This window comes from Chryseobacterium sp. PTM-20240506, assembly GCF_048296755.1.
GTDB classification, from domain to species: domain Bacteria; phylum Bacteroidota; class Bacteroidia; order Flavobacteriales; family Weeksellaceae; genus Chryseobacterium; species Chryseobacterium proteolyticum.
The window spans coordinates 2,202,439-2,224,173 of sequence record NZ_CP182581.1 but is presented as its reverse complement, the minus strand read 5'-3'; the positions used below and the strand labels follow the sequence as shown (position 1 = coordinate 2,224,173).

At 35.1% G+C, this 21,735-nt stretch carries 25 protein-coding genes; 7 read left to right on the top strand and 18 right to left on the bottom strand.

All coding sequences use genetic code 11. From position 1 onward, the window contains the following. Window positions 1-51 precede the first annotated feature (51 nt). The gene (locus tag ACNFU2_RS09835) at window positions 52-627 is read left to right on the top strand and encodes a TerD family protein (RefSeq protein ID WP_172280161.1); all 576 of its coding nucleotides are present in this window, start codon (window positions 52-54) and stop codon (window positions 625-627) included. A 2-nt stretch (window positions 628-629) separates the two neighbouring features. Next, entirely contained in the window at window positions 630-1,298 is a 669-nt protein-coding gene (locus ACNFU2_RS09830) for a TerD family protein (protein WP_172280159.1), read from the top strand. A gap of 26 nt (window positions 1,299-1,324) precedes the next feature. Here the strand turns inward: ACNFU2_RS09830 and ACNFU2_RS09825 are convergent, their stop codons facing one another. The 5 genes from ACNFU2_RS09825 to ACNFU2_RS09805 all read right to left on the bottom strand — a co-directional run bounded on the left by ACNFU2_RS09825 (window position 1,325) and on the right by ACNFU2_RS09805 (window position 5,521). Then, window positions 1,325-1,762, bottom strand: a complete 438-nt coding sequence (locus tag ACNFU2_RS09825) for a GNAT family N-acetyltransferase (protein ID WP_273649183.1) — start codon at window positions 1,760-1,762, stop codon at window positions 1,325-1,327. Window positions 1,763-1,808: 46 nt separating this feature from the next. Continuing rightward, on the bottom strand, window positions 1,809-3,008 hold the full coding sequence (gene tyrS / locus ACNFU2_RS09820) for a tyrosine--tRNA ligase (RefSeq protein WP_418124773.1): 1,200 nt from the start codon (window positions 3,006-3,008) through the stop codon (window positions 1,809-1,811). 240 nt (window positions 3,009-3,248) lie between these two features. Further along, window positions 3,249-3,899 (bottom strand): NAD(P)H-dependent oxidoreductase, encoded by a 651-nt coding sequence (locus ACNFU2_RS09815; protein ID WP_306614004.1) that lies wholly within the window; start codon window positions 3,897-3,899, stop codon window positions 3,249-3,251. A 75-nt stretch (window positions 3,900-3,974) separates the two neighbouring features. Next, window positions 3,975-4,799, bottom strand: coding sequence for an AraC family transcriptional regulator (locus ACNFU2_RS09810; RefSeq protein ID WP_273649178.1), 825 nt, complete (start codon window positions 4,797-4,799; stop codon window positions 3,975-3,977). Between the two features lie 89 nt (window positions 4,800-4,888). Further along, window positions 4,889-5,521 (bottom strand): TetR/AcrR family transcriptional regulator, encoded by a 633-nt coding sequence (locus ACNFU2_RS09805; protein ID WP_273649176.1) that lies wholly within the window; start codon window positions 5,519-5,521, stop codon window positions 4,889-4,891. A 91-nt stretch (window positions 5,522-5,612) separates the two neighbouring features. Here ACNFU2_RS09805 and ACNFU2_RS09800 point away from each other — a divergent pair, with 91 nt between their 5' ends. After that, on the top strand, window positions 5,613-5,744 hold the full coding sequence (locus ACNFU2_RS09800) for a hypothetical protein (RefSeq protein WP_273649175.1): 132 nt from the start codon (window positions 5,613-5,615) through the stop codon (window positions 5,742-5,744). Next, complete coding sequence (locus tag ACNFU2_RS09795) at window positions 5,737-6,096, top strand: hypothetical protein (RefSeq protein ID WP_273649173.1); 360 nt, start codon at window positions 5,737-5,739, stop codon at window positions 6,094-6,096. The genes ACNFU2_RS09800 and ACNFU2_RS09795 overlap by 8 nt, the downstream gene beginning before the upstream one ends. A 21-nt stretch (window positions 6,097-6,117) precedes the next feature. Here the strand turns inward: ACNFU2_RS09795 and ACNFU2_RS09790 are convergent, their stop codons facing one another. The 5 genes from ACNFU2_RS09790 to ACNFU2_RS09770 form a co-directional block, all read right to left on the bottom strand. Further along, window positions 6,118-8,496 (bottom strand): TonB-dependent receptor domain-containing protein, encoded by a 2,379-nt coding sequence (locus ACNFU2_RS09790; protein ID WP_273649171.1) that lies wholly within the window; start codon window positions 8,494-8,496, stop codon window positions 6,118-6,120. A gap of 108 nt (window positions 8,497-8,604) precedes the next feature. After that, window positions 8,605-9,273 carry a hypothetical protein gene (locus ACNFU2_RS09785; protein WP_172280135.1) on the bottom strand — a complete coding sequence of 223 codons (669 nt, stop codon included), beginning with the start codon at window positions 9,271-9,273 and terminating at the stop codon, window positions 8,605-8,607. 193 nt (window positions 9,274-9,466) lie between these two features. After that, window positions 9,467-10,573 (bottom strand): TlpA family protein disulfide reductase, encoded by a 1,107-nt coding sequence (locus ACNFU2_RS09780; protein WP_273649168.1) that lies wholly within the window; start codon window positions 10,571-10,573, stop codon window positions 9,467-9,469. A gap of 126 nt (window positions 10,574-10,699) precedes the next feature. Next, on the bottom strand, window positions 10,700-11,500 hold the full coding sequence (gene dapB / locus ACNFU2_RS09775) for a 4-hydroxy-tetrahydrodipicolinate reductase (RefSeq protein WP_273649167.1): 801 nt from the start codon (window positions 11,498-11,500) through the stop codon (window positions 10,700-10,702). Between the two features lie 30 nt (window positions 11,501-11,530). Next, on the bottom strand, window positions 11,531-12,682 hold the full coding sequence (locus ACNFU2_RS09770) for an Atu1372/SO_1960 family protein (protein WP_306613989.1): 1,152 nt from the start codon (window positions 12,680-12,682) through the stop codon (window positions 11,531-11,533). Between the two features lie 70 nt (window positions 12,683-12,752). On the opposite strand from ACNFU2_RS09770, the gene ACNFU2_RS09765 reads away from it, so the two are divergent. Next, window positions 12,753-13,574 carry a helix-turn-helix domain-containing protein gene (locus tag ACNFU2_RS09765; RefSeq protein ID WP_418124767.1) on the top strand — a complete coding sequence of 274 codons (822 nt, stop codon included), beginning with the start codon at window positions 12,753-12,755 and terminating at the stop codon, window positions 13,572-13,574. Here ACNFU2_RS09765 and ACNFU2_RS09760 read toward each other — a convergent pair. The 8 genes from ACNFU2_RS09760 to ACNFU2_RS09725 all read right to left on the bottom strand — a co-directional run bounded on the left by ACNFU2_RS09760 (window position 13,561) and on the right by ACNFU2_RS09725 (window position 20,354). Further along, window positions 13,561-13,713 carry a hypothetical protein gene (locus ACNFU2_RS09760; protein WP_273649161.1) on the bottom strand — a complete coding sequence of 51 codons (153 nt, stop codon included), beginning with the start codon at window positions 13,711-13,713 and terminating at the stop codon, window positions 13,561-13,563. The genes ACNFU2_RS09765 and ACNFU2_RS09760 overlap by 14 nt on opposite strands. Before the next feature lie 93 nt (window positions 13,714-13,806). After that, window positions 13,807-14,007 carry a YqaE/Pmp3 family membrane protein gene (locus ACNFU2_RS09755; protein ID WP_194304243.1) on the bottom strand — a complete coding sequence of 67 codons (201 nt, stop codon included), beginning with the start codon at window positions 14,005-14,007 and terminating at the stop codon, window positions 13,807-13,809. Window positions 14,008-14,044: 37 nt separating this feature from the next. After that, window positions 14,045-15,127, bottom strand: a complete 1,083-nt coding sequence (locus ACNFU2_RS09750; protein ID WP_418124765.1) for a serine hydrolase domain-containing protein — start codon at window positions 15,125-15,127, stop codon at window positions 14,045-14,047. A gap of 207 nt (window positions 15,128-15,334) precedes the next feature. Then, a complete protein-coding gene (locus ACNFU2_RS09745) occupies window positions 15,335-15,643 on the bottom strand; it encodes a hypothetical protein (protein ID WP_273649158.1) in 309 nt (102 codons plus the stop codon). Then, window positions 15,643-16,002 (bottom strand): hypothetical protein, encoded by a 360-nt coding sequence (locus ACNFU2_RS09740; RefSeq protein WP_273649157.1) that lies wholly within the window; start codon window positions 16,000-16,002, stop codon window positions 15,643-15,645. The genes ACNFU2_RS09745 and ACNFU2_RS09740 overlap by 1 nt, the downstream gene beginning before the upstream one ends. 20 nt (window positions 16,003-16,022) lie before the next feature. Continuing rightward, window positions 16,023-17,453: an RCC1 domain-containing protein gene (locus tag ACNFU2_RS09735; protein WP_273649155.1), complete on the bottom strand. Its 1,431-nt coding sequence runs from the start codon at window positions 17,451-17,453 to the stop codon at window positions 16,023-16,025. 82 nt (window positions 17,454-17,535) lie between these two features. Continuing rightward, complete coding sequence (locus ACNFU2_RS09730; RefSeq protein WP_273649153.1) at window positions 17,536-18,267, bottom strand: class I SAM-dependent methyltransferase; 732 nt, start codon at window positions 18,265-18,267, stop codon at window positions 17,536-17,538. 68 nt (window positions 18,268-18,335) lie between these two features. Continuing rightward, the gene (locus ACNFU2_RS09725; RefSeq protein ID WP_273649151.1) at window positions 18,336-20,354 is read right to left on the bottom strand and encodes a M3 family metallopeptidase; all 2,019 of its coding nucleotides are present in this window, start codon (window positions 20,352-20,354) and stop codon (window positions 18,336-18,338) included. A gap of 164 nt (window positions 20,355-20,518) precedes the next feature. Between ACNFU2_RS09725 and ACNFU2_RS09720 the strand changes: the two genes are divergently transcribed. Further along, on the top strand, window positions 20,519-21,049 hold the full coding sequence (locus tag ACNFU2_RS09720) for an SRPBCC family protein (RefSeq protein ID WP_273649149.1): 531 nt from the start codon (window positions 20,519-20,521) through the stop codon (window positions 21,047-21,049). A 110-nt stretch (window positions 21,050-21,159) separates the two neighbouring features. Next, on the top strand, window positions 21,160-21,609 hold the full coding sequence (locus ACNFU2_RS09715; protein ID WP_172280109.1) for a hypothetical protein: 450 nt from the start codon (window positions 21,160-21,162) through the stop codon (window positions 21,607-21,609). Window positions 21,610-21,735: the final 126 nt, after the last annotated feature.

Sequence of the window (21,735 nt, the reverse complement as noted above, 5' to 3'; positions counted from 1 at the left end):
TATTTGGATATTCGGGAAATCAAATTTATCTTAGATATTTAAGATTTTATTATGGCAATTAACCTACAGAAAGGACAAAGAATAGATATAGGATTAACAAAACTAACGATTGGACTAGGATGGGATCCTAATGATGGAAGAGGATATGATTTTGATCTTGATGCTTCTGCAATTATGATCGATGCGGAAAGAAAACTTGTAAGTGAAGATTATTTTGTTTTTTATAACAATCTAAGCTCTCCGGATGGCGCATTGACTCATACGGGTGATGATCCGAGTGGAAAGAACAGTGACGGGGATGATGATGAATCTATTATTATCGATTTGGAAAAAGTTGATGGAAGAGTAGAAGAAATACTCTTTGTGGTTACCATCGAAGATTTTGAAAGAAGAAAACAAAATTTTGGTCAGGTAAGAAATTCATATATCAGGATCATTGATAATAATAGCAACCAGGAAATCGCCAAATATGAACTGGATGAGGATTTTTCTATAGAAACGGGAATCGAGTTCGGCAGGTTATACAAGAGGAATGGAAGCTGGAAATTTGAGGCTTCCGGAATTGGTTACAGGGCAGACCTTTCTTTCTTCCTTGAAAAATATTATAAAGGGCAAATCATTAAATAACAATGGCAATTAATTTACAAAAAGGCCAAACGATAGATCTCAGGAAAAACAATCTTGGTGAAAGCGTTTATGATCTTTCTCAGGTCACTATCGGATTGGGTTGGGACGTTCGCAAGCAGGGAGGTTTCTTTGGGAGGTTATTCAGCAATGAACCCGAATATGATCTCGATGCTGTTGCTTTTCTTCTGGATAAAAACGGGAAAGTTGCTGATATGGGAAGAACTCTTCATGGGCATAATGGAAAACAGGTTGTGCTTTATGAAAGTGATGTTATTTACTTTAATTCGATGCGTCATCCTTCAGGTCACATCTGGTTGACGGGTGATAATAGAACAGGGGAAGGCGATGGAGATGATGAACAGATTATAGTGAAGCTGGATCAATTAAACGAACGTTATCAAAAGATAATTTTTGTCGTGTCTATATATCAGGGAAGGACCAACAGACAGCATTTCGGAATGATTGATAATGCTTTTATCAGAGCGGTTGATGCAAGAGGAAAAGAAATTACAAAATATAGTCTTTCCGGAGATAGCAGTATGAATGGCATGTGCTCGATGGTTTTTGCTGAAGCATATCGCCATCATGGAGACTGGAAATTCAGGGCAATAGGAGATCCTTACAGTACGGATAATTTTATAGATGTTCTGGTGCCTTATACGTATAAATAAAAAGTATGCTGAAAAGCATACTTTTTTTAATTAAAAAATTTCATATTATAAGAATGATCATCTTCATCGATGATTTTAAAACCTAAGCTGGAATAAAGTTTCTGTGCCCGATTAGTTTTTAAAACACTAAGGGAAACTGATTTCTGATCCGAAACCGATTCACGGATAATTTTTTCCAAAATAGATTTTCCAATACCCAGACCTTGTTGGTCAGGATGAATCTGAAGTTGTAAAATATCTATATTATCTGCAGTTCTGTTTATTTTTAACAATCCCATTGGGTTATCATTTAAAATGATGATATGAGCATTTTCAAATTGGTAAAGGATCCTTTGAAGAGCATATTCTTTTGTGGTTGGCAGATTCGAAGTGGCATAATGCTCAGTCATCGTTTTCATTCTCAGATCGAGCAGGAATTCAATATCGCTTTCCTTAGCTTTCCTGTATTTCAATGCAAAGTTCATAGTATATTCAGCCTTTTCAATACCACGAATATATTGAATTTAAGATTTAAAAAAGTTCGAAAAAAAATCTTTTTCCGATTTTGATTTTGGTGCCTCCTTTCAATTCAATTCTTCGATCGATATCTGTTATTTTCTCCTGATTAATCTGTACTCCTCCATTTTCAATCAATCTCCTTATAGCTGATTTACTCAGATCACTCTTAAGCTGGTGACACAAATCTGTAAGAAGGACATAATTTTCCGAGAGATGCAGGGAATCAATACCAACAGGTTTGAATGTCTTTTCTTCAAAGTTTTTATTTTGAACCTGATTAGCAAAAAAATCTTCTGCTCTTTTTGCTGAAGACTCGTCATGGTATTGAGTAATAATATTTTTAGCAAGTAACTTTTTAATATTCATGGGATTTTCTCCGTTTTCCATCCTCGATTTCAAATTCTGTTTTTCAACAGCCGAAAAGTCTGTGGTGAGATTCATAAACTCTTCGATTAAAGAATCAGGAATAGACATTGTTTTTCCAAACATCTCATTGGGTTCATCTGTCAGGCCAATGGTATTATGTAGTGATTTGCTCATTTTTTCTTTTCCATCAAGTCCTTTTAATAAAGGCAGGCACATCACAATCTGTGGTGAAAGCCCATACACTTCCTGTAATTGTCTACCCATTGTGCAGTTGAAAAGCTGGTCAGTTCCTCCCATTTCGATATCACATTCAATCTTTACGGAATCAAATCCTTGTAAAATAGGGTATACAAGTTCATGCATCGCAATAGGTGTATTTTCCGAAAATCTTTTATTGAAGTCGTTTCTGTGCATTAACTGGGCTATAGTTACTTTTGAAAGCAATCCGATCGCTTCAGAAAAGTTCAAATGATCCAACCAATCGGAATTAAAAACAATTTTTGTTTTTTTAATATCAATTATTTTAGATAGCTGATCGATATAAGTTTGGGCATTGTCATTAACATCTTTGGTGCTTAGCGGTTTTCGTGCTTTGTTTTTTCCTGTAGGATCCCCAATTCTTGCTGTAAAACTTCCGACAACAATAATAATCCGGTGTCCCAGATCCTGAAATTGTCTGAGTTTTTTTAGAACAACAGCGTGTCCGAGATGCAGGTCCGGAGCAGTAGGATCGAATCCCAGTTTGATGTTTAGTTTCCTGTTTTCGTCTTTAGCCTGTTGTAATTTTTTTTCCAGACCGTTTTGTGGTAAAATAATTTCCACATTTTCTTGTAATAAATGAATCATTTCTTTTAAAATTTTGCATTAAAAAAGCCCGAACTATAATGTTCGGGCTCTATATAATTAATTAATATTTTGTTATTGAATTATACACATAGACAGTCTTCCCGAACAGTACATCGGGTAATAATACTTATTAAAGAAAGGAAGACGTAATATGCTGTTTAAATGTTTCATATGAACAGCAAAGATAGAAAGTTTTTTCTATTGTAAGAATTCAATCAGGAAACTGGCTGATTATTTTCTTTAAGAAGATTGACGGGTTTGCAATGGATGAGTGTTCAATATTTCAGATTCATTAGCATTCGTTAAGCGATCATTGATTTCATAATATGTATTTCTAATGTGCTCTTTCCATATTTCCACTTGTTCAGGAGATACCCTGTCTGCTTTATCGAAGAAAAAATGTTGGTTGATCTCAAAACCGCAGTATGTAAATATACCTTTATCGGAAGTTAATGAAAGTGCTTTATCCATTCCGATTTGTTCATATTCTGCATGTGATTTACCATGCGTATTGATAATTACGGCCTGTTTTCCTGCCAATAAACCCTTTTGAATGCCCTGGTCATAACGGTAAGCGTAACCATAGCTGAAAACCCTGTCGATATATCCTTTCATAATAGCCGGCATTCCGGTCCACCAGATAGGATAGATGAAGGTAATATGCTCTGCCCATGTGATGAACTCCTGCTCATATTTGATATCATCGGCAAGAATTCCCATTCTCTGTTCCTGTATATCTTTTAAAGAAAACACAGGATCAAAGTTAATTGCATAAAGATCTCTTACAATAACTTCATGATTTTGGGAAGTCAGGCTTTCAACAACAGTTTCTAACAGATGGTGGTTTAAACTGTTTTCGTTATAATGTGCGTAAATAATTAGATGTCTCATTTTTTCTACTTTTTTATTGTTACAGGACAAAGGTAGAATAGCTGAGTACACAAAAATTGTAAGAAAACGAAGTGCCTAATCCGATTTTGGATTGCAGATGTCCTGCTGAAACTTCAGGAACTGTGAAGGTGAAAGATGTATGAAGTGCTTGAAATCATGGATAAGCTGGCTTTGATCGTAATAATTACACTCATCAACAATGGTAAACCATTCGACTTTGTTTTGATTGGCAATTTCTTTCTCAATAAGCTGGATGGCTTTTGAAAACCTGTTATACCGGGTGATCTCTTTGGATGAATATCCAAATTGCTCTTTTTGTTTTAGCTGAATACTTCGTTCACTTTGATTGGTCTTTTCAGCAATTGTTTTAATGGGGTTTAAATTTTTATTTGTAAAATCACTCAAGAGCTGACCTGTGAGATCCCGCTCCTGCAAATAGGGTTTACAAAACGCAAGAATATAATCTACCTGTTCCTGAGTAGAATTAATTTTTGAAATCTGATGCCATAGATTGGTAAAACAGTTTTCTTCAAGAAGCTCGTCAGGATTTATCGCGGCCTGATATGAGATGCATGCTTTTCCAAAAAAACGATAAAAAGCATCATCTTTGAAATTAGCTACAAGAATTGAAGTTCCGGAAGGCAACGTATAGTCGAAAGAGTGCCTGATAGGACCAAAAACGATACATTTATCTACCGTTATCATCGTTTTTTCCTTGGTTACCATTGATGCACTTTCCCCAAAGCAAAATAGCAATATCGTCTGATACGTGGGCAGCAATGTCTTGGTTACCGGAAATTCGGAATTGTTTTCAGCAAAATAGAAATGTGAAAATATATTCTCGAATTCCGGCGGAACTGAGATTCTGTAACCATTATATTGTGTTGATGATCCGGACATTTAAAAGCCATTTATTATGATGTAAAAATAAAGGATTTTTATTACTACATCGTTTTAACTGAATGGTAAAATTAAAAACAAATTGAGATTTATTTTTTAAGTTTTTGAATAAAATTCACTTGATATAATTTCTGCTGTTCAGGATTTAACAAAGGGTAAAACAAATTCATCTGGATAAGGCTGTAATGCTTAATTGCTTCTTCTTTTGGTAGATTGAGTGTTAGGCTATTATGGGTAACCCAATTATCAGCAATAATAAATATTTGGGTGCTAAGGTTGTTTATAATAAAATCAGGGATATCTTCCCGGAAGATCCTGTTCTTCTGAAAATCCAGAAATATAGATTCAAACTCAGTTTTCCTGTGCAAATTAATTTGTTCATACTGAGTTTTTATTTCGGGAATTTTTCTTAGAATATCAACGAAATTGAGGAAGATAAAACGATAGGAATAGAAAATTTCGTAAGTACGGTAAGTAAAGTCAAATAAGTTTTGTAAGGTCTTATGATCAGTTTGCTGAAGTGTATTCATCATTTCATCCATTCCCAGTAGGAGTTCGGAAAAAACAACTTTAATAATATCTTCAGAATGTTTGAAGTGATAATGCAGATTTCCCGGACTTATATTGAGTTCAGCTGCAATATGTCTTGTCGTGATTGTATTGTATCCTTTTTCGTTGAAAAGCTGGATTGCTGTTGAAATAATCTTTTCCCTGGTTTTCATGCCTCAAATATAAGAGAGATTTTCTGAATATTTTAAAAATTAGAACATTTGTTCTAATTTTTATATATTTGTACTCAGAAATCAAAATGCGATGGAAGGGAAACAAAAATTTGATTACGAAAAAGCGGCAGAGAGAGGAAAAGATGAAAAAGACTTGCAGGAAGTGATGGTCAAGGTTCTGCAGGTCATTTTAGGAATCATTATGGCGGTATTACATGCTTAGAAAATACAGGATCTCGGTCTTATTCTTATGTGGCTTATTCATCTGGTCAGCCATTATCATTTTCCGAAAGAATGGAATTATTATTCCCTGGTTCAATGATTATTTTACAGATCTTATTACAGTTCCCATGTACGGTTATCTGATAGAATATGGGATGAATAAAATATTGGGTTTCCGGTGGCAGCCCGATCTAAAGTTTATCATAAGATCGGTTATTTATCTCTCTCTTTTATTTGAATGGTTTTGTCCATTGGTTTCTGATCACTTTGTTGGAGATTTTTTTGATGTACTGGCTTATTCCATCGGAGGAATTGGATACCTTCTTTTTCAGTATAAAAAAGTACCAATCTAAACTGTTGTTGTCCTACTTATTTTAATTACCATTGCTTCCTCCAGCTCTGTTTGATTCTTCGAACTTCATTTGTTTGGTTGCTCCCTTTATATCATTATTACCGAATTTATAGGTTACTGAAAATAACATATTTCGTGAGGTTCCTTTGGAATAATACTCTACATTATAATTGGGATAATATTCTGTTCCCTTATTACGGTCGGTATTTAAAGCATCATTCAGGTATAAGTTGATCATTAATTTTTTCTCCATCAGGTTTAATTTTATTCCCGTATAAACCGATCCATTTCCATTGAAATAAGTATTTCCACTTCTGTTGGGAATGTTTGCCCATATACCTAGCATTAAAGTCAATGTTTTTTCCTTATTAAGAAAGAAGTTATTATCCAGGTTAATACTGGCTCCATATCCTGCCGGTGCTGCCACCGCTTCAGGAAGATATGATTTGGATTTGGCATAAAACCCATTTAAGAATGCACTAGATTCCAGCCACGTAAGCTTATTATAATTGTAGCTGATGTTAATACCCGCCTGATTTTGGTTATAGAAATTTTTGACAATACTGTATTTCAGATTTCCTTCTACCACCTGTATTCTATCCCAATTATCCTTATTGTAGTTGTAGTAGAGTGTAATGTTTAAATTATTTTTGAGCACGTAACCCAACTCAAAATTGTCTGAAAAAGAGGGGAGAAGATATGGGTTTCCGGTATTGTATTCATATTCTGAAGTATAATATTTGAAGGGATTAAGGTTTCCGAAATAGGGGCGCGAAATTCTTCTGGAATAATTTAATGTAAATGTATTGTTTTCGTTAGGTTTATAACTTAAATAAGCCGTAGGGAAAAATTTTCCGTAATTGATGTTGGCAGAAGAATTATCATTTAATGAAACGCCTTCCAGTGTAGTGTACTCATAACGAAGGCCCGCTTTTGCATCCCATTTATCATTGATTTTAAAACTGGTAGACAGGTATGCAGCAAAGTTCTCTTCATTATAGATAAATGTATTGGTCCTTTCTCTATTCAAAATATATTGTCCATTCTCAATGTTGAAGAAATTAAAATCAGATGCGTTTTTTATTTTGGTGTATTTCAAGCCTGATTCCGTTTTTATTTTGACAAAATTCTTTTCCAGATCAGCCTGGCCTGAATAGATCCGGTACCTGCTGACAGGATTGGTAAGAGTAGAAACTTTGGTATCGGTGACGGTATTGTAAAAGTTATCGGCGTGTGCGTTATTAATTAATACATTACCTGATATGCTAAGTTTACTTCCAATTGTGTCAAGCTTTATATCGTAAAAAGCATTGGTATTGTGAAGGTTTCTGTGATTTTTATTTTTACTGTCGGAGAATACATTGAGTTTCCCTCCTTCATTAAAAATAGATGTATAATTTTCAGCCTTTTCGAATGGGTTGCCGAAAGAATAATTATAATTGAATCCTACAAGGTGTTTATCACTGATTTTATATTCTCCTTTCAGATTGGCTCCTTTGTATTTGTTATTATACAGTTCTTTGGAATCGGTGTTCCAGTAATTTGAGTTATTAGTCCCTGTTAAATAATTGTAAGATGAACTGTCCCAATAATTATCTCCTGCTGATAAATTGGCTGTAAGAGATAATTTATTCCCCTGGTAATTAAAACCGGCTCCACTTCTTGCACTGACGGTAGGTTTTCCATAAAAGTAACTTCCTGATGTCTGTAAAGAGCCATTCCATCCCATATCAGCCTTCTTTTTCAGAATAATATTTATCAGCCCGCTTTTCCCCTCTGCTTCGTATTTGGCAGGAGGTGTAGTGATAACTTCAATTTTAGCGACATCATCCGAGCGTAATGTTTTTAGATAATTGATCAATTCCTGCCCGGATAAATTTAAGATCCGATCATTCAACATCACTGCAATATTACTTTTTCCTGCAATAGAAATAGCATCATCTGTAGCCCGTACCATTGGAGTTTTTGCTAATGCTTCCACGACATCTATTCCTTGTGATGCAATAGAGTTTTCAACATTAAAAACCAATCGGTCGACTTTTCTTTCAAATAGCTTTTTCTTTATGGAAACAGAAACTCCTTCTATCTTTTGCTCAAAAGGTGTATTTTCTTTTATATGGATGTCTTTAGTAAGATTTCCGCTAACAGTTATTTTTTCGCTTTCTACTTTTATTCCGTCATGAATAACCTCTAATAAATAAATTCCATTTTTATTCAGAACTATTTTAAACATTCCGTTCTGATCTGTAATAGCAGAAAATTTTTCAGTATCGTTTGTTATAACCACTTCAGTTTCTACCGCAGGCTTGTGATGTCCGTCAATAATACTTCCTTCAATGCTTTGAGCATAGATGAAAAGAGAAAATAAGAAAAATATGAAGGTAAATATCTTTCGAACCATATCATTATTTACTGACAGGGGCAATTTAAGAAAATAATGTTACATCATTATTCATTTGATAGTGAATTTTATAAAAAAATATGGTATCCTTATAGATAAATCTATATATTAAGAGTCGTGAAGTTTGATAATTGGGTCTTTGTAAAATCGGGTTAGGTCATAGAGTTCACCGAAGTATGTTGAAAGTTGAACACCACTGTCAAAGAGTGATCCTGTTTCAGGATTGGTTTGAACAGCATTGAATTTGTCTTCAGCGAAGGAATATAAATCCTTATGATCCGGCTTTAAAAAGTCCATTAAAAGAATATGACTGTTTTCTTTTTTATGGAACCGGCTGAGTAGTCCGGTAAAAAATATTCCATAGATAAGAAAAGGACTGAATTCTTCTGTATTGAACTTATAGGGTAAAGTGCTTTGAGAATATTTCTGATAATCGGAAATAATCTGGTTGAATGGAGTAACGTCAGGAGGAGAAATTTCGTAAAACTGATCAATCCCATTAATAAAAAGCTGATTAATTACTTCTTCCTTTGAATTTGATGGATCTGCACTTGTATCATGATATTCACCCTGAAACCAGTGAAAAATACTGCATAGTTCATCAGGTGTAAGATTTTCGACACTGTCTTTTACTTTAGCCTTAATAATTTCCAGGCTGGTTTTTTTGTCATCATCCAGATATCTGAGTGCTGAATTTTCCTCACGGCAAAGCTTATTGTACAAATTGATCTTGGCAATAGTAGGGTTAGTTTTTATGAAATAAATTTTTTCTGCCATAATTTTGTATCAAAAAATTAACAATAAAACCTTTAGATGTATTTAAAGATACAAATATGCGGTGATATAAGTTGAATATATTTTTTGGTTTTGTATGCAATGCTTTCTTCTGTCTTTTCAAAGTCGGATAAAGTTCAATTCTGATTTTACTGATGGCCAAAAAAATGACAGCTGTTTGGCTGTCATTTTTTTATTATTGAATGTGCTTTTCTATTTCCCCAGCAATCTGATCCAATTCACCGAACTTTCTGGCAATGATCTTTCCATTTTGATCTACCAGAATTTGTAGAGGATATCCGGTAGCATGAAGCTTATTGAGGAATGCCTGATTCACATCGAAATAATTTTTCCAGCTTACTTTATTTTCGTTCAGTATTCTATTGGCCCGATCCATTCTGTCTTTCACAGTATCGTCAGCAACACTTATGAATTGCACACCTTTATCCTTATATTTTTCATATAAGGTGACCAGCTTGGGCAAATCTTTAATACAAGGTTTGCAGGTTGTAGCCCAATAATCTATCAAGGTAAGTTTGTGGTCAGAAAAACTGGAGTTATTTATCTGATCGGTTGAATTAAGTTTCAGGTTCGGGAAATTTGCACCGACACTTGTAGCATTTTCTATTTTCAGGATTTTCTCAAATTCTTTATAACTGAATATCCCTTTTATCTTTTTAGAAAATAAGGGCATATTTTCCACATAGCTTGGGTTAAAACCGTATTTTGAGAAATCATTTACGATTTCCCAGAACGCCACATAGGAGTTTGGATTTTTAGTGATATAGGTTCTCAGCAGCTTTTGTTTACTTTCAATATCACCAGGATTATTGTCTTCATAAGGTTTTAATTTTTTGTCTGCTATCTCAAGTAACTTCTTCAGTTTTTTGTATTCGGCGTTGGTTGGCGTTTCAGAACCTGACGTAAAATTCAGATTTTTATCCACGATACTGATCTTGTAATCCCCTTTTTCAATGAAAAAAATATCAGAACCATATCCTCCCTTTTCTACAGCATTAAAATATCCAAAGATAACAGGCTGAGGATATTCTATTTGTCCGGTCACTGTCTTTGAGTCATCGATCGTGATAAATGCGGTATTAAAACCCTTCATAAATCTTACACCTTTTTCCGGTTGAATGGTAAAATTGTACAGTTTATGAGTTTCTCCCATTCCCATCGGAGGAGCAATGGTTATGGAATCTTTAGCAAATACCGGAGCACTGATATCCATTTTAAAATTGGTTTGGGAATAAATAGTACAGAATGATAAAAAAAGTAAGACCTGTGAAATTTTTTTCATAAATAAATCGAGATTTTAAAAAATTAAAGATATTGTTTTATGAGTAACTTCCGTTATTGTTTTCAGGAAATATCACAAAAAAAAGAGACTTATTTAGTCTCCTTTTTTTACCCTTTGTAATTTTATTTAAAAATCCATTACTGTATCCAGTCCTCTTCTGAGGCCTTTGAATGTGCCTATTTTTTCAATAGCAAGTAACCCACCTTTTACATAAGGTTCTGCACTGGTTCCTGAATCGTGTCTGATGATTAATTTTTCATCTTTTAACCCAAAAATAGTTTCTACAGCAATAACATGCCCCGGAAGCCTTACAGAATGAACATGAACCCCTTCCATTTCTGCTCCTCTAGTTGCCTTTTCACCAACCATCTGATCCGTAGGAATAGGGACAACGGGTTTTTGAACCTGGGCTAATCGGTGAGCGAGTTCCCTTACCGTTCCGCTTGGGGTATCAATTTTTAGCTCATGTGCATAATCTATAATCTCATAGTTGGGAATGTACTTTGCAGCAATTTCAGCAAACTTTTGAAGAAGAACAACTGTGATCGCAAAGTTTCCTACCGCCAGTACGGAAGTATCATTTTCAATGGCAGCTTTTTCTATTTCTGCATAATCTTCTCCTGTAAGGCCTGAAGTTCCCACAATAACTTTTTTACCTCTTTTTACGGCCGCCAGGACATTGGTTTTGGCGACATCAGGTTTTGTGTAGTCAAATAACACATCGAAGTCAAGGGCATCTAAAGCCTTCTCAATGGTATCAAATACCGGAATTTTTTCATTCCCTAAATCAAGGATCTCAGCGAGGTTTTTTCCACTGCCGGAACGGGATAATCCACCGACCAGCTGCATTCCCTCTTGTTTAAAAATAGCTTTGCTCAGCTCAGAGCCGGCCCATCCGGTAGCTCCTGCAACGAATATTTTGATCATGATTTTTTTGTTTAAGTTAATTAATATTTTTTACTCCACTTCAAATACGGCCTGAATCTCTACAGAAGAGTTAACAGGAATCGATGATGCTCCAAAGGTAGCTCTTGCATGCTTTCCTTTTTCTCCAAATACTTCTACAGTAAGATCGGATGCTATATTCATAAGATCTGCGTGTTTAGTATAGTCGTCTTTTGTATTAAATATTCCCGTAAGCTGTACACAACGTTTTACACGGTTTAAATCACCACCCAAGGCCTCATTTAATACAGAAAGAACATTAAGCATGGTCACTTTCGTAGCTTCTTTTACCTGTTCTTCAGTAAGTGAAAGTCCTAGTTTTCCAGGATTAAGGATTTTCCCGTCTTTTAATGCAACCTGGTTAATGAAAACCAGATTTCCTGAACGTACATAGGGCTGATAATTTCCTGCAGGTTTAGGAACCTGTGGAAGAATGATCTGCTTTTGTTTTAAGACAGTGTTGATATTAGCTGTTTTTTCTTGGATATCATTTTCCGATGTCATCTTATGGGGAAAGATATCTTTCAATGCTGCTGCTATCTTAGCAAAGTTTTCTCCTTGCATTCTGGCAATATAACGTTCACTTTCGCTGGGGCGTTCTACATTTTTAACTGAAGCAAGGCTGGTTACTCCAAGAACGGTGTTTCCCTGTGGGGTATTTTTGTCTGTGTTTTCTGCACCACGAATACCATTCGATACCAGTACCATTCCATGAACGGCCAGGCTATTCCAAAAAGACTGAATAGCCAGCTCCTTTCCTGCACCACTTCCTGCAGACATGAAGACGGTCGCCGGCATTCCTTCTAATGCATGGGTGGTCCATAATCCAACCGTTTTTGATAAGAACTCACTCATTCCCGTACTGATATTTCCAAAATAAACGGGTGATCCAAATGCAATTCCGTCGTAGGAAGAGAGTTCTTCGACGCTGGCTATAGGGATATCTTTTAATTTGGGATGGGTTGACGCTTTTACCTGTTTAATTACAGCCTGTACATTTCCTTGGGTTTCAATTCCTTTTGATATTTCTTTTGCTAATTCATAAGTTCCTCCATTATCCGAATAAAACAGAACCAGAACTCTAGCTTTATGTTCTTGTGCCATCATAGATTGGGTTATTATCAGAAGTAGGAAAGCAGTGATGATCTTGCTTATATTTTTCATATTTTTTTAAGGTCTAACATTCAGATACAAAATTAATAATGTCGTTTTTATTAACTTTGCCAAAAAGAATATGCAAAACGCCAAACTTAAATGCGGATTGATTGAAACGAATCAGGGTTTCTACAATGATACCATCTCGAAGGATGCCTATGTGTGGTATGAGGAAAACTGGAAACATGATGAATATGAGCATATTCATGAAAGGGCCCAACTCACTTATGTGGAAGAAGGGTATCAGTATCTGCATATTCAGCAGAAAATATATCTTGTTCCTAAAAATCATGTGATCTGGATCCCTTCCGGAGTTAAGCACCGCACTACTTCTGATGCAAGATCAGTAAATCTGATGGTCATTTTATTTAAAAAGCTTTTACCATCTGATTTTTTTAAAGAAGTGCATGTTTTTGCGGCACCTCCTGTTTTGAAAGAGATGCTTTTATATGCTTCAAAATGGAATAAACTGGATACTGAAGATCAGGAGCAAATCGTTTTTCTAAAAGCATTGTTAAATAGTTTGCCTAACTTTTGTAATGAAAGTCGTTTTCTGGAAATTCCTGTTCCTGAAGATCATCGCTTAATTCCTGTTTGTGATTATATTAACAGCCATTATCAGGAAAGTTTTAATGTGAGCGATATGGCAGACCTTGCAAAAATGTCTGTCCGAAGTTTACAGAGGATATTTAAAGAGCAGACAGGAATTACTCTTCAGAAGTACGGACAATTGATCAGGATTTTAAAGAGTGTGGAGCTTATCGATACCCGGCAATATACCTTAAGTGAAATAGCTTTTAAAATAGGATATAAAAGTCTTTCTGCTTTTACCTCTTCTTATGCTTCCATTATGAAGGAAGCACCGAAAGCCAAAAAAGATATTATTTTTAGTCTGCATTGACTTTTTCTGAGTTTGGTTTTCTGCTTAATCTTCCTTTATTTTGAAGAGGTGTAAAAAGATCTCCAGCTAGTTCCAGATCAATCTTTTCAGGGTAGACAGGAGTGGGCTGATCATCATAAATACAATAAAAACTCAGCATAGTAAAGTGTGTTTTTATTAATAATCAATAGCAATTCAGTTGCCTTCATTTCAGTAATTGATCTTCTTTCCAAACATCATAAGCTTAGAATAATTATCTCTGGCTTTCTTTTACTGCTTTGATGAGGTCACGGTTTCGCTTATCTGCTCTTTCATTATTCAGGGAGAGAGCTGCCCAAATTGCAGCAGGGACCCAGCCGATTACAGTGATCTGTAAAATCAGGCATAATATTCCGGTTAGGACTTTTCCACGAACGATAAAAGATAAAAAGGGTAATAAAATTGCTAGTAACATGATTGTAAGATTTTAAATAGTGATACTTTTCTTTTAATTAATTTCTGTTGATATTTTCAAGTGCAAGTCTGGTCATATTCCTTACCGTTTCAGTAGGTGAATGGCAATCACAATTACTGAATCCTACTACATACAGGTCTTCTGACGGAATATATACCCCCATTGATTTAAATCCAAAAATACTGCCTCCATGTTCTCTGGAAGCAACTCCGTTAATGTCTTTAAGGTGCCAGCCATAACCATAGGTAAATTCTTCACCATTATTAAGCCTGTATTTTTGAAATGCTTTTTCGGTCTCCTGTGAATTTAGTAAAATATTTTTATTTAATGCATTTTGCCATTTCAGCATATCTTCAAGCGTGGACATCAGTGAGCCTGAGGAAAAAGGAACACTGAAACTGATAAGGGTCTTGTTTACGTAACCGGATTCTTTCTTATGATATCCAGATGCTCTCTTGAGAACTATTTTTCTGTCCGATGCATAATAAGAATGGTTCATGCCGGCTTTATCAAAAATATTTTTCTGTATGAAATTTTCATAGGAATCTCCTGAAATTAATTCAATCAGATGACCCAATACAACATATCCTGAGTTGTTATAATCAAACTTTTCTCCGGGAGCAAAATCTACCGGCTCATTTTTGAAAAAATCAACCATCATTTCTGGCTTCATTTCCTTTTGGGCAATCGTTGTGATCGATTTCATTTTCGTAAAATCCTTGATTCCTGAAGTATGGGTCAGTAAATGATGAATAGTAATTTTATCACCATTCGGAAAGTCTTTGATGTACTTAGAAATAGGGTCATTAACGCTTAATTTTCCTTGTTGTTCGAGCATTAAAGTGGCTATAGCAGTAAATTGCTTGGTCATGGAGCCGATTTCAAATACATAATCCGCATGAAGATTAGCATCAAGTTCCAGATTCGCCTTTCCAAAAGCCTTTTGATATAAGACTTTACCTTTTTGTGTAACCTGAAATACACCACCAGGAGCTTTTGCATCACTGAATTCTTTAAGAATTACATCATCGATCCTTTTTTCCAGAGTTTGTGCAAAAATAAGACTTGAAGAAAAAAAGAATAACAAAATGAATCGGTTAAAAGTTTTATTTGAGCTCATAATAATCTATTGTGTTATACAAAGATATAATTTAATTTCATTACTATGCAATACAATATAGTTATTTCTTTTGTATTAATTATAGGTATTGGTAACTTGGATTGCTATTAGAATAAAATGAATGGAATAGAAGGTGGATATACAGGTAAAAAATAGGCTACCCAATTTGGTAGCCTGATATGATTTCATTTTTTATAAATCCTTAGATCAGTTTTTAGCTGAAATTTTTTTTAGTTTGCTAGCGTCTATTAAGCAACCAGACCAAGTGTTTTCAGAGGTTTTAATCCGTAGGCACTTTTTATCGTTATCATACACTAGCGTAGCTTTAACAGGAATCAGACTTGTTAATCCTGTTGTGGATTCAGCAGAGGTTACACGTGGAATAACAAGACCCATTTCTTTATCCCTATTTTGGAGGTGGAGTAAACCTTCTGGTTTATTCGTTCCGATAGCCACTTGTGCCTTTCCTAATGCACAACAAAGTAGAAATACTGATAATATAACTTTATTAGCCATTATTTATTTGTATTTGTTTCAATATTATTTTTAGGATTGTTAAAACTTTTACCAGCAGACATTTGTGTAAGTTGCGTTTTGTCCAGCAGGCAATCTGACCAGTTTGTCTCTGAGTTTTTAATTCGTAAACAATGTTTACTCATATCATATACTAAGGTTGCTTCCACAGGGGTCATATTATCGGGTGTAGTTACAGAATCTACATTCTGTACTGTTGGGAGTACAAGTCCTAAATTTTTATTGTCTTTGTTCTTTATATGAAGGATACCTTCTGGTTTTTCTGTTTCTATTCCTACCTGAGCGTAAAATAATGGACACAGGCTGAAAAATATTAATAGTATTATCAATTGTTTTATCATAAGTTTATTTTTTGTGAGTGTTATTGTAAAACATCTATGAGTAATGGATTGTTACCAGAATTTCCGGCTTTGCCTAATTGGTTATTAGAGCCGCTTCCAGCTCCATACAGTTTGAAATTCCCATTTTTATCTTTTACATGAATATACATATTGCTGACTCCAAAGGCAACATCAATCATCTGACCGTCAATATTACTTGTATCAGCTAATGTTAAAGTTTTAAGATGTGTGGTGCCACCTGTGGAAAGTCTTCCATTGGTGTTTCGCCCCGCCACAAAAAGTCTGTTTTTATTGGTAATTAAGGCAACACCGTAGTAATCTAAATCAAATCCAACAAATTTTTCATCAGCAGCGAGTAGTTCTGAAGTAACTTCGATGGGTGTAGTATTGGTTACACCTTGTATTCCATAATCGTACACGTATCCAAAAGCAAAATATCTTCCCTGATTGGTAATAAATCCACCACCGTTGGTTGTATTATCCATGGTAATTTGTAAGACTTTTTCTCCAGAATTGAATATAGAAGATGTGTCGAGTAGAGTTGGAAGATAAACATTTCCATCAGGAAGCCCGATACGTTTTACATATCCACCGTTTAGTCCCCATACGTAAATATTTCCATCACTGGTAACGGCTACTGCCTGCTGCATTCCAACCTCCATATCAACAACTTCCTTGTCATCAAAAAAGGCTATTTTCTTAAAAGGTCTCACATCAGCTGTTTCTCCACCTCCTGTTACAGAATAAGCATAGTATCCTGAAACGTATAACTTTTTATCCACTCCCAAAACGAGGGCATTAAAATATCCGGCTGTAACACGCTCTGCAAGAACTCCACCAGGTAACGGAATAACTTTTGGGGCAAAAACATTTCCGGTGTTTCCATCACCGATTCTTCCATAAGTATTCGTTCCCCAACCCCATAAAGTTCCATCTTTGGCAACTGCTAGTCCATAAGTTTGTCCCATAGAAACATCTTTGAAAGAGTTGTTTTTAATAACGGGTATTGAATAATTGGAGGAATTTGAGCTAGGAATTTGTCCACCGGTATTTGCTCCTAGACCATAGACTGCATCATTATCAATAGGATTAATATACACCATCGCATTATCCCTAACGACACCAATTTTTCTTCCTTTACGGCCTAATCTTATTTCCGGAGTTATATCATTTTCGTCTGCCAGACAATCCGACCAGCTTGTTGCTGAATTTCTGACCCTTAAACAATTCTTACTGTCATCATAAACAAGAGTGCCTTCTAAAGGCTGGCTTACAGTAACTCCTGTTACAGATTCCGTAGTGGAAACTCTTGGAATAACAATTCCCAATTCTTTGTCTGTGTTTTGTAGGTGTAAAATGCCTTTTGGTGAAACTGTTCCTATACCTACCTGTGCATGAATAAGAAGATATTGCGCAAAATAGATGACTATTAAGCTAATTTTTTTGATCATTACTGTTTGTGTTTTTATTTTAGGCAGTAAAAATAATTTTTTTTTGAATGACTTAAGATTAAAATTTCATTAAAAATTAATTTCACTTTTCATAGCTCATTATGAGTATCATCGGCCTTCGCAATTCATCTTTCATTTCTGAAAATTGTTTGAGCATTTCCTCACTTGGTTGGGCTTCTACAACTTCCTTTAATTTGAATCCTTGGTTTAATAAACAGCTAAGGTATGTCGTTAATGTTCTGTGGTATTTAACAACATTTTCACCAAGAAATGTAGTGTTTCTCCTTCCTTCGATAAAATATTTATCCACCGGCCAATGTTGCTTTTCTCCATGGGTATCATAACTCCAGTCCTGAGTGCCTTCGGCAGTAAAAACAGGATGTTCTACAGAAAATACAAACTGACCTCCGGGTTTTAACCATTTGTAGATATTTTGAGCAATGGTATCAAATGATTCTACATAATGTAAGGTAAGAGAACTTAAAATTACATCAAAGGTTTGATTTGGATAAGTTACCTCTTCAAGAGCACTCCGAAAGTACTCAATACCTTTTAGGTTATTGATCTCTCTGGCTTTTTCAAGCATTTTTTCAGAGAGATCAATTCCAATTACAGATTTTGCCCCTTGCTCTATAGCATATCGGCAGTGCCAGCCAAAACCACAACCGAGATCAAGTACATTCTTTTCTGTAAAATCGGGTAGCATATCCTTTAAAACATACCATTCTCCGGCTCCCTCCAATCCAAGTTGAGAGCGAAGCATTTTTTCATATTGTCTGAAAAAAGAAGGATCATCGTATTTGTTTTCTTTCATAATAAAAATGTACTTGTGAATCTGTTGTATAGATTAGCGGTTTTAGTGCCTCATAATTAGAATGGTAATTATCCAAATGCTCTTTTTAATAAACTTTCTACTCTCGGTTCACTTCCTCTGAAGTTTTTATATAATTCCATGGGATCTTTTGTTCCACCTGAAGACAGAAGGATTTTATATTTGGCAGCAATTTCCGGATTAAAGATTCCATTTTCTTTAAAATATTGGAATGCGTCCGCATCCAGAACTTCCGCCCATTTATAAGAATAATATCCGGCAGAATATCCCCCCTGGAAGATATGAGAGAAACTCGGACTCATAGCTGTTTCCGGATTCGTGGGATAGAGTTGGGTTGCTTTGGTGTATTTATCTTCAAAGTTCTTTACGCTTTCACTCTCTAATTCACCTGCATTGGTGTGGTACATCATGTCAAGTATTCCAAAACCTAACTGTCTCATCGTCTGATATCCCTCCATGAAGTTTTTAGATTGTTCAATTTTCTGAATCTTATCATCAGGAAGAATTTCACCTGTTTTATAATGCTTGGCAAAGGTTTTTAAAAATTCCGGCTCGTAACAGAAATTTTCCAGGAATTGAGATGGTAGTTCCACAAAATCCCACTTTACCGAAGTTCCGGATAATCCTGGATACTGGGTATTGGCAAGCATACCATGTAAAGCATGGCCAAATTCATGGAATAACGTGGTTACCTCCTGAAATGTTAATAAGCTTGGAGTATCTTTGGTAGGCTTGCTGAAATTGCAGACGATTGAAATATGTGGGCGTGAGTTCTCACCATTCTTTTTATACTGACTTTTATAGCTGGTCATCCAGGCACCTGCTCTCTTACCTTTTCTGGGGAAGTAGTCGACATACAGCAATGATTTGTACTCTCCGTTTTCTTTTACTTCATAGGTTTTTACGTCGTCATGATATTTAGGAATATCGTTTCTTTCCTCAAAAGATAATCCAAATAGCTTGTTGGCTAATCCAAACACCGCATCCTGAACCTGATTTAAAGGAAAATAAGGTTTAAGCTCTTCATCATTAAGATCAAATTTTTCTTTGCGAAGTTTTTCAGCGTAGAAAGGATGATCATAACCTTGCATTTCTTCAATACCATCTTCTTTTGCCAATCCTTTTAATTCGTCAATTTCTTTTCCTGCATAAGGTTTTGCTTTGGTCAGTAATTCATTTAAAAAATCCAAAACTTTAGCTGGAGATTTGGCCATTCTTTCTTCTAATACAAAGTCAGCATAATTTTTATATCCGAGCAATTCTGCTTTTTTCTGTTTCAGATTAATAATTTCTTTGATAAGGTTTTGATTGTCAAACTCTCCGCCATCAAAAGATTTTTTACCATTGGCCAAAGCCAGTTCTTTTCTTAGTTCACGGTTTTCAGCATACGTAATGAATGGTACATAGCTTGGATATTGCAATGTAAGGACCCAGCCTTCTAGGTTTCTTTCTTTTGCTTCTTCAGCATATTGTTCTATGATGGCTTCAGGAATACCTGCCAAATCTTCTTTGTTGGTAATATGCTTAAAATAGGCGTTGGTTGATGCCAGTACATTTTGGCCGAATTTCAGGGATTTCAAAGATAAATCCATGTTGATCTTCTTTAACTTCTCTTTGTCCTCATCATTCAGTAGTGCACCGCTTCGTACAAAACCTTTATAGGTTTCCTCCAAAAGCATTTGCTGCTCTTCGTTAAGGTTATATTTCTCCTTCTCTTCATACACTTTTTTGATTTTGCTGAAGAGTGCTTCGTTTTGCGAAATTTTTGAAGAATATTCACTTAAAATAGGTGAAACTTCTTCTGCGATTTGTTGTAATTCATCGTTTGTTTCTGCAGAATTTACATTGAAAAAAATATTGGAAAGAATATCTAATTTTTCACCGGAGTAGGCGAGTGCTTCAATAACATTCTCAAATGTGGGAGCTTCATTATTATCAACAATAGCGTTGATTTCTTCCTCAGATCTCTGTATAAGTTCTTTAAAAGCGGGAAGATAATCTTCATTTCTAATTTGATCAAAAGGAGCAGTATGGTAAGGTGTTTTGAAGTTTTCTGTTAAAATATTCATTATTTTATTTTTTATTGATGTAAACTTGATTTTTGAATTCGTCAAAAATAATGCCTTAATTATCGGTTATGACAAAAAGTAGCGATCAGCATAATCTTGTCATAAGAAAAGCAGTGTTATAACAGGAATGCGTAATTTTGGCTTAACATTAAAATCTAAAAACTATGAAAACAATTTTGAAAATCTTAGGGATACTCATTGTTTTAGCTATTTTGTATGCCGTATTTGCTATGGTGGCTTTCGGCAACAAGTATCATTTCGAAAGATCAGTAGTTATCAATGCTCCGAAGGAAAAAGTATGGGAACATGTTGGATCTACAAAAGCTTTTAATACCTGGAATCCTTTCATTAAACCGGATAAAAACATTGCAATCAGCTATTCCGGTACCAGTGGTGAAGTAGGAGATTCTTACAAATGGAAGGGGAATAACGATGTTGGAGAAGGAGTACAAACCGTTACTGCAGTAACCCCCAATGAAAAAATAACCAGTAAACTTCACTTTATCAGACCTTTCGAAGGTGAAGCAGTTGCAAATTTTATCCTGACTCCGGAAGGAAACGGAACTAAAGTAACCTGGACTATGGATGATGAGCTCAGCACTATGATGAAACCTATGAAGCCTATGATGGATAGCCAGATGGGAAAGACTTTTGATCAGGGGCTCGGGGAACTTAAGAAATTAACAGAGCGGTAAAATAAGAAAAGCCTTGTCAGCAGACAGGGCTTTTTAAACCTGATTTTTAATTTTTCGGAGATAAATATATTTATTTAAAAAAATATTATCTTTATGTAAAGATTAGATTTATGGAGAAGATCGTATTTGAGAAAAGTGACATAAGAAATTATGTTAAAAACGTGATCGCCGAAAAGATTGAGAAGCTAAAGAATTTTATAGAATTCACTTTGGATGCGAGCCGAGACATTAAGAAGACTCCAAAATATGACAGCATGCGCGAAGAAATGCAGGAAGAAATTTATCAGATGCAGAAGCAGCTTGGAGCACTTAATGACCTGAAAAGGAATATGTCGAAAGTTCTAAATAATGCCACGGAAAAAGTTCAATTGGGTTCTTTGGTGATAACCAATAAAGCAAGATTTTACATTTCGGTTTCTTTGGGTGAATTCTTTTTTGAAGGAGATCGTTTCTATGCCATTTCACCGCAAAGCCCCATGGCTAAAAAGATGATGGGAATGAAACCGGGAGATGCTTTTACCTTGAATAATATTCATCAGAAAATTGTTGAAGTACTTTAAATTAGTACCATGTATTTTATGATTATCATTAAACATCAATAATACGGCGATTACTGAATAAGAAAAATTAATATTCATAATTAATAATATGCTTATTCGCAATCGTCTCACATCAACTTTTTCGTA

Excerpts from the sequence above, each read along its gene's own strand:
- ACNFU2_RS09835 (WP_172280161.1), top strand. The coding sequence starts at position 52 with ATGGCAATTAACCTACAGAAAGGACAAAGAATAGATATAGGATTAACA.
- ACNFU2_RS09830 (WP_172280159.1), top strand. The coding sequence starts at position 630 with ATGGCAATTAATTTACAAAAAGGCCAAACGATAGATCTCAGGAAAAAC.
- ACNFU2_RS09825 (WP_273649183.1), bottom strand. The coding sequence starts at position 1,762 with ATGAACTTTGCATTGAAATACAGGAAAGCTAAGGAAAGCGATATTGAA.
- tyrS (WP_418124773.1), bottom strand. The coding sequence starts at position 3,008 with ATGATTCATTTATTACAAGAAAATGTGGAAATTATTTTACCACAAAAC.
- ACNFU2_RS09815 (WP_306614004.1), bottom strand. The coding sequence starts at position 3,899 with ATGAGACATCTAATTATTTACGCACATTATAACGAAAACAGTTTAAAC.
- ACNFU2_RS09810 (WP_273649178.1), bottom strand. The coding sequence starts at position 4,799 with ATGTCCGGATCATCAACACAATATAATGGTTACAGAATCTCAGTTCCG.
- ACNFU2_RS09805 (WP_273649176.1), bottom strand. The coding sequence starts at position 5,521 with ATGAAAACCAGGGAAAAGATTATTTCAACAGCAATCCAGCTTTTCAAC.
- ACNFU2_RS09800 (WP_273649175.1), top strand. The coding sequence starts at position 5,613 with ATGGAAGGGAAACAAAAATTTGATTACGAAAAAGCGGCAGAGAGAGGA.
- ACNFU2_RS09795 (WP_273649173.1), top strand. The coding sequence starts at position 5,737 with ATGCTTAGAAAATACAGGATCTCGGTCTTATTCTTATGTGGCTTATTC.
- ACNFU2_RS09790 (WP_273649171.1), bottom strand. The coding sequence starts at position 8,496 with ATGGTTCGAAAGATATTTACCTTCATATTTTTCTTATTTTCTCTTTTC.
- ACNFU2_RS09785 (WP_172280135.1), bottom strand. The coding sequence starts at position 9,273 with ATGGCAGAAAAAATTTATTTCATAAAAACTAACCCTACTATTGCCAAG.
- ACNFU2_RS09780 (WP_273649168.1), bottom strand. The coding sequence starts at position 10,573 with ATGAAAAAAATTTCACAGGTCTTACTTTTTTTATCATTCTGTACTATT.
- dapB (WP_273649167.1), bottom strand. The coding sequence starts at position 11,500 with ATGATCAAAATATTCGTTGCAGGAGCTACCGGATGGGCCGGCTCTGAG.
- ACNFU2_RS09770 (WP_306613989.1), bottom strand. The coding sequence starts at position 12,682 with ATGAAAAATATAAGCAAGATCATCACTGCTTTCCTACTTCTGATAATA.
- ACNFU2_RS09765 (WP_418124767.1), top strand. The coding sequence starts at position 12,753 with ATGCAAAACGCCAAACTTAAATGCGGATTGATTGAAACGAATCAGGGT.
- ACNFU2_RS09760 (WP_273649161.1), bottom strand. The coding sequence starts at position 13,713 with ATGCTGAGTTTTTATTGTATTTATGATGATCAGCCCACTCCTGTCTAC.
- ACNFU2_RS09755 (WP_194304243.1), bottom strand. The coding sequence starts at position 14,007 with ATGTTACTAGCAATTTTATTACCCTTTTTATCTTTTATCGTTCGTGGA.
- ACNFU2_RS09750 (WP_418124765.1), bottom strand. The coding sequence starts at position 15,127 with ATGAGCTCAAATAAAACTTTTAACCGATTCATTTTGTTATTCTTTTTT.
- ACNFU2_RS09745 (WP_273649158.1), bottom strand. The coding sequence starts at position 15,643 with ATGGCTAATAAAGTTATATTATCAGTATTTCTACTTTGTTGTGCATTA.
- ACNFU2_RS09740 (WP_273649157.1), bottom strand. The coding sequence starts at position 16,002 with ATGATAAAACAATTGATAATACTATTAATATTTTTCAGCCTGTGTCCA.
- ACNFU2_RS09735 (WP_273649155.1), bottom strand. The coding sequence starts at position 17,453 with ATGATCAAAAAAATTAGCTTAATAGTCATCTATTTTGCGCAATATCTT.
- ACNFU2_RS09730 (WP_273649153.1), bottom strand. The coding sequence starts at position 18,267 with ATGAAAGAAAACAAATACGATGATCCTTCTTTTTTCAGACAATATGAA.
- ACNFU2_RS09725 (WP_273649151.1), bottom strand. The coding sequence starts at position 20,354 with ATGAATATTTTAACAGAAAACTTCAAAACACCTTACCATACTGCTCCT.
- ACNFU2_RS09720 (WP_273649149.1), top strand. The coding sequence starts at position 20,519 with ATGAAAACAATTTTGAAAATCTTAGGGATACTCATTGTTTTAGCTATT.
- ACNFU2_RS09715 (WP_172280109.1), top strand. The coding sequence starts at position 21,160 with ATGGAGAAGATCGTATTTGAGAAAAGTGACATAAGAAATTATGTTAAA.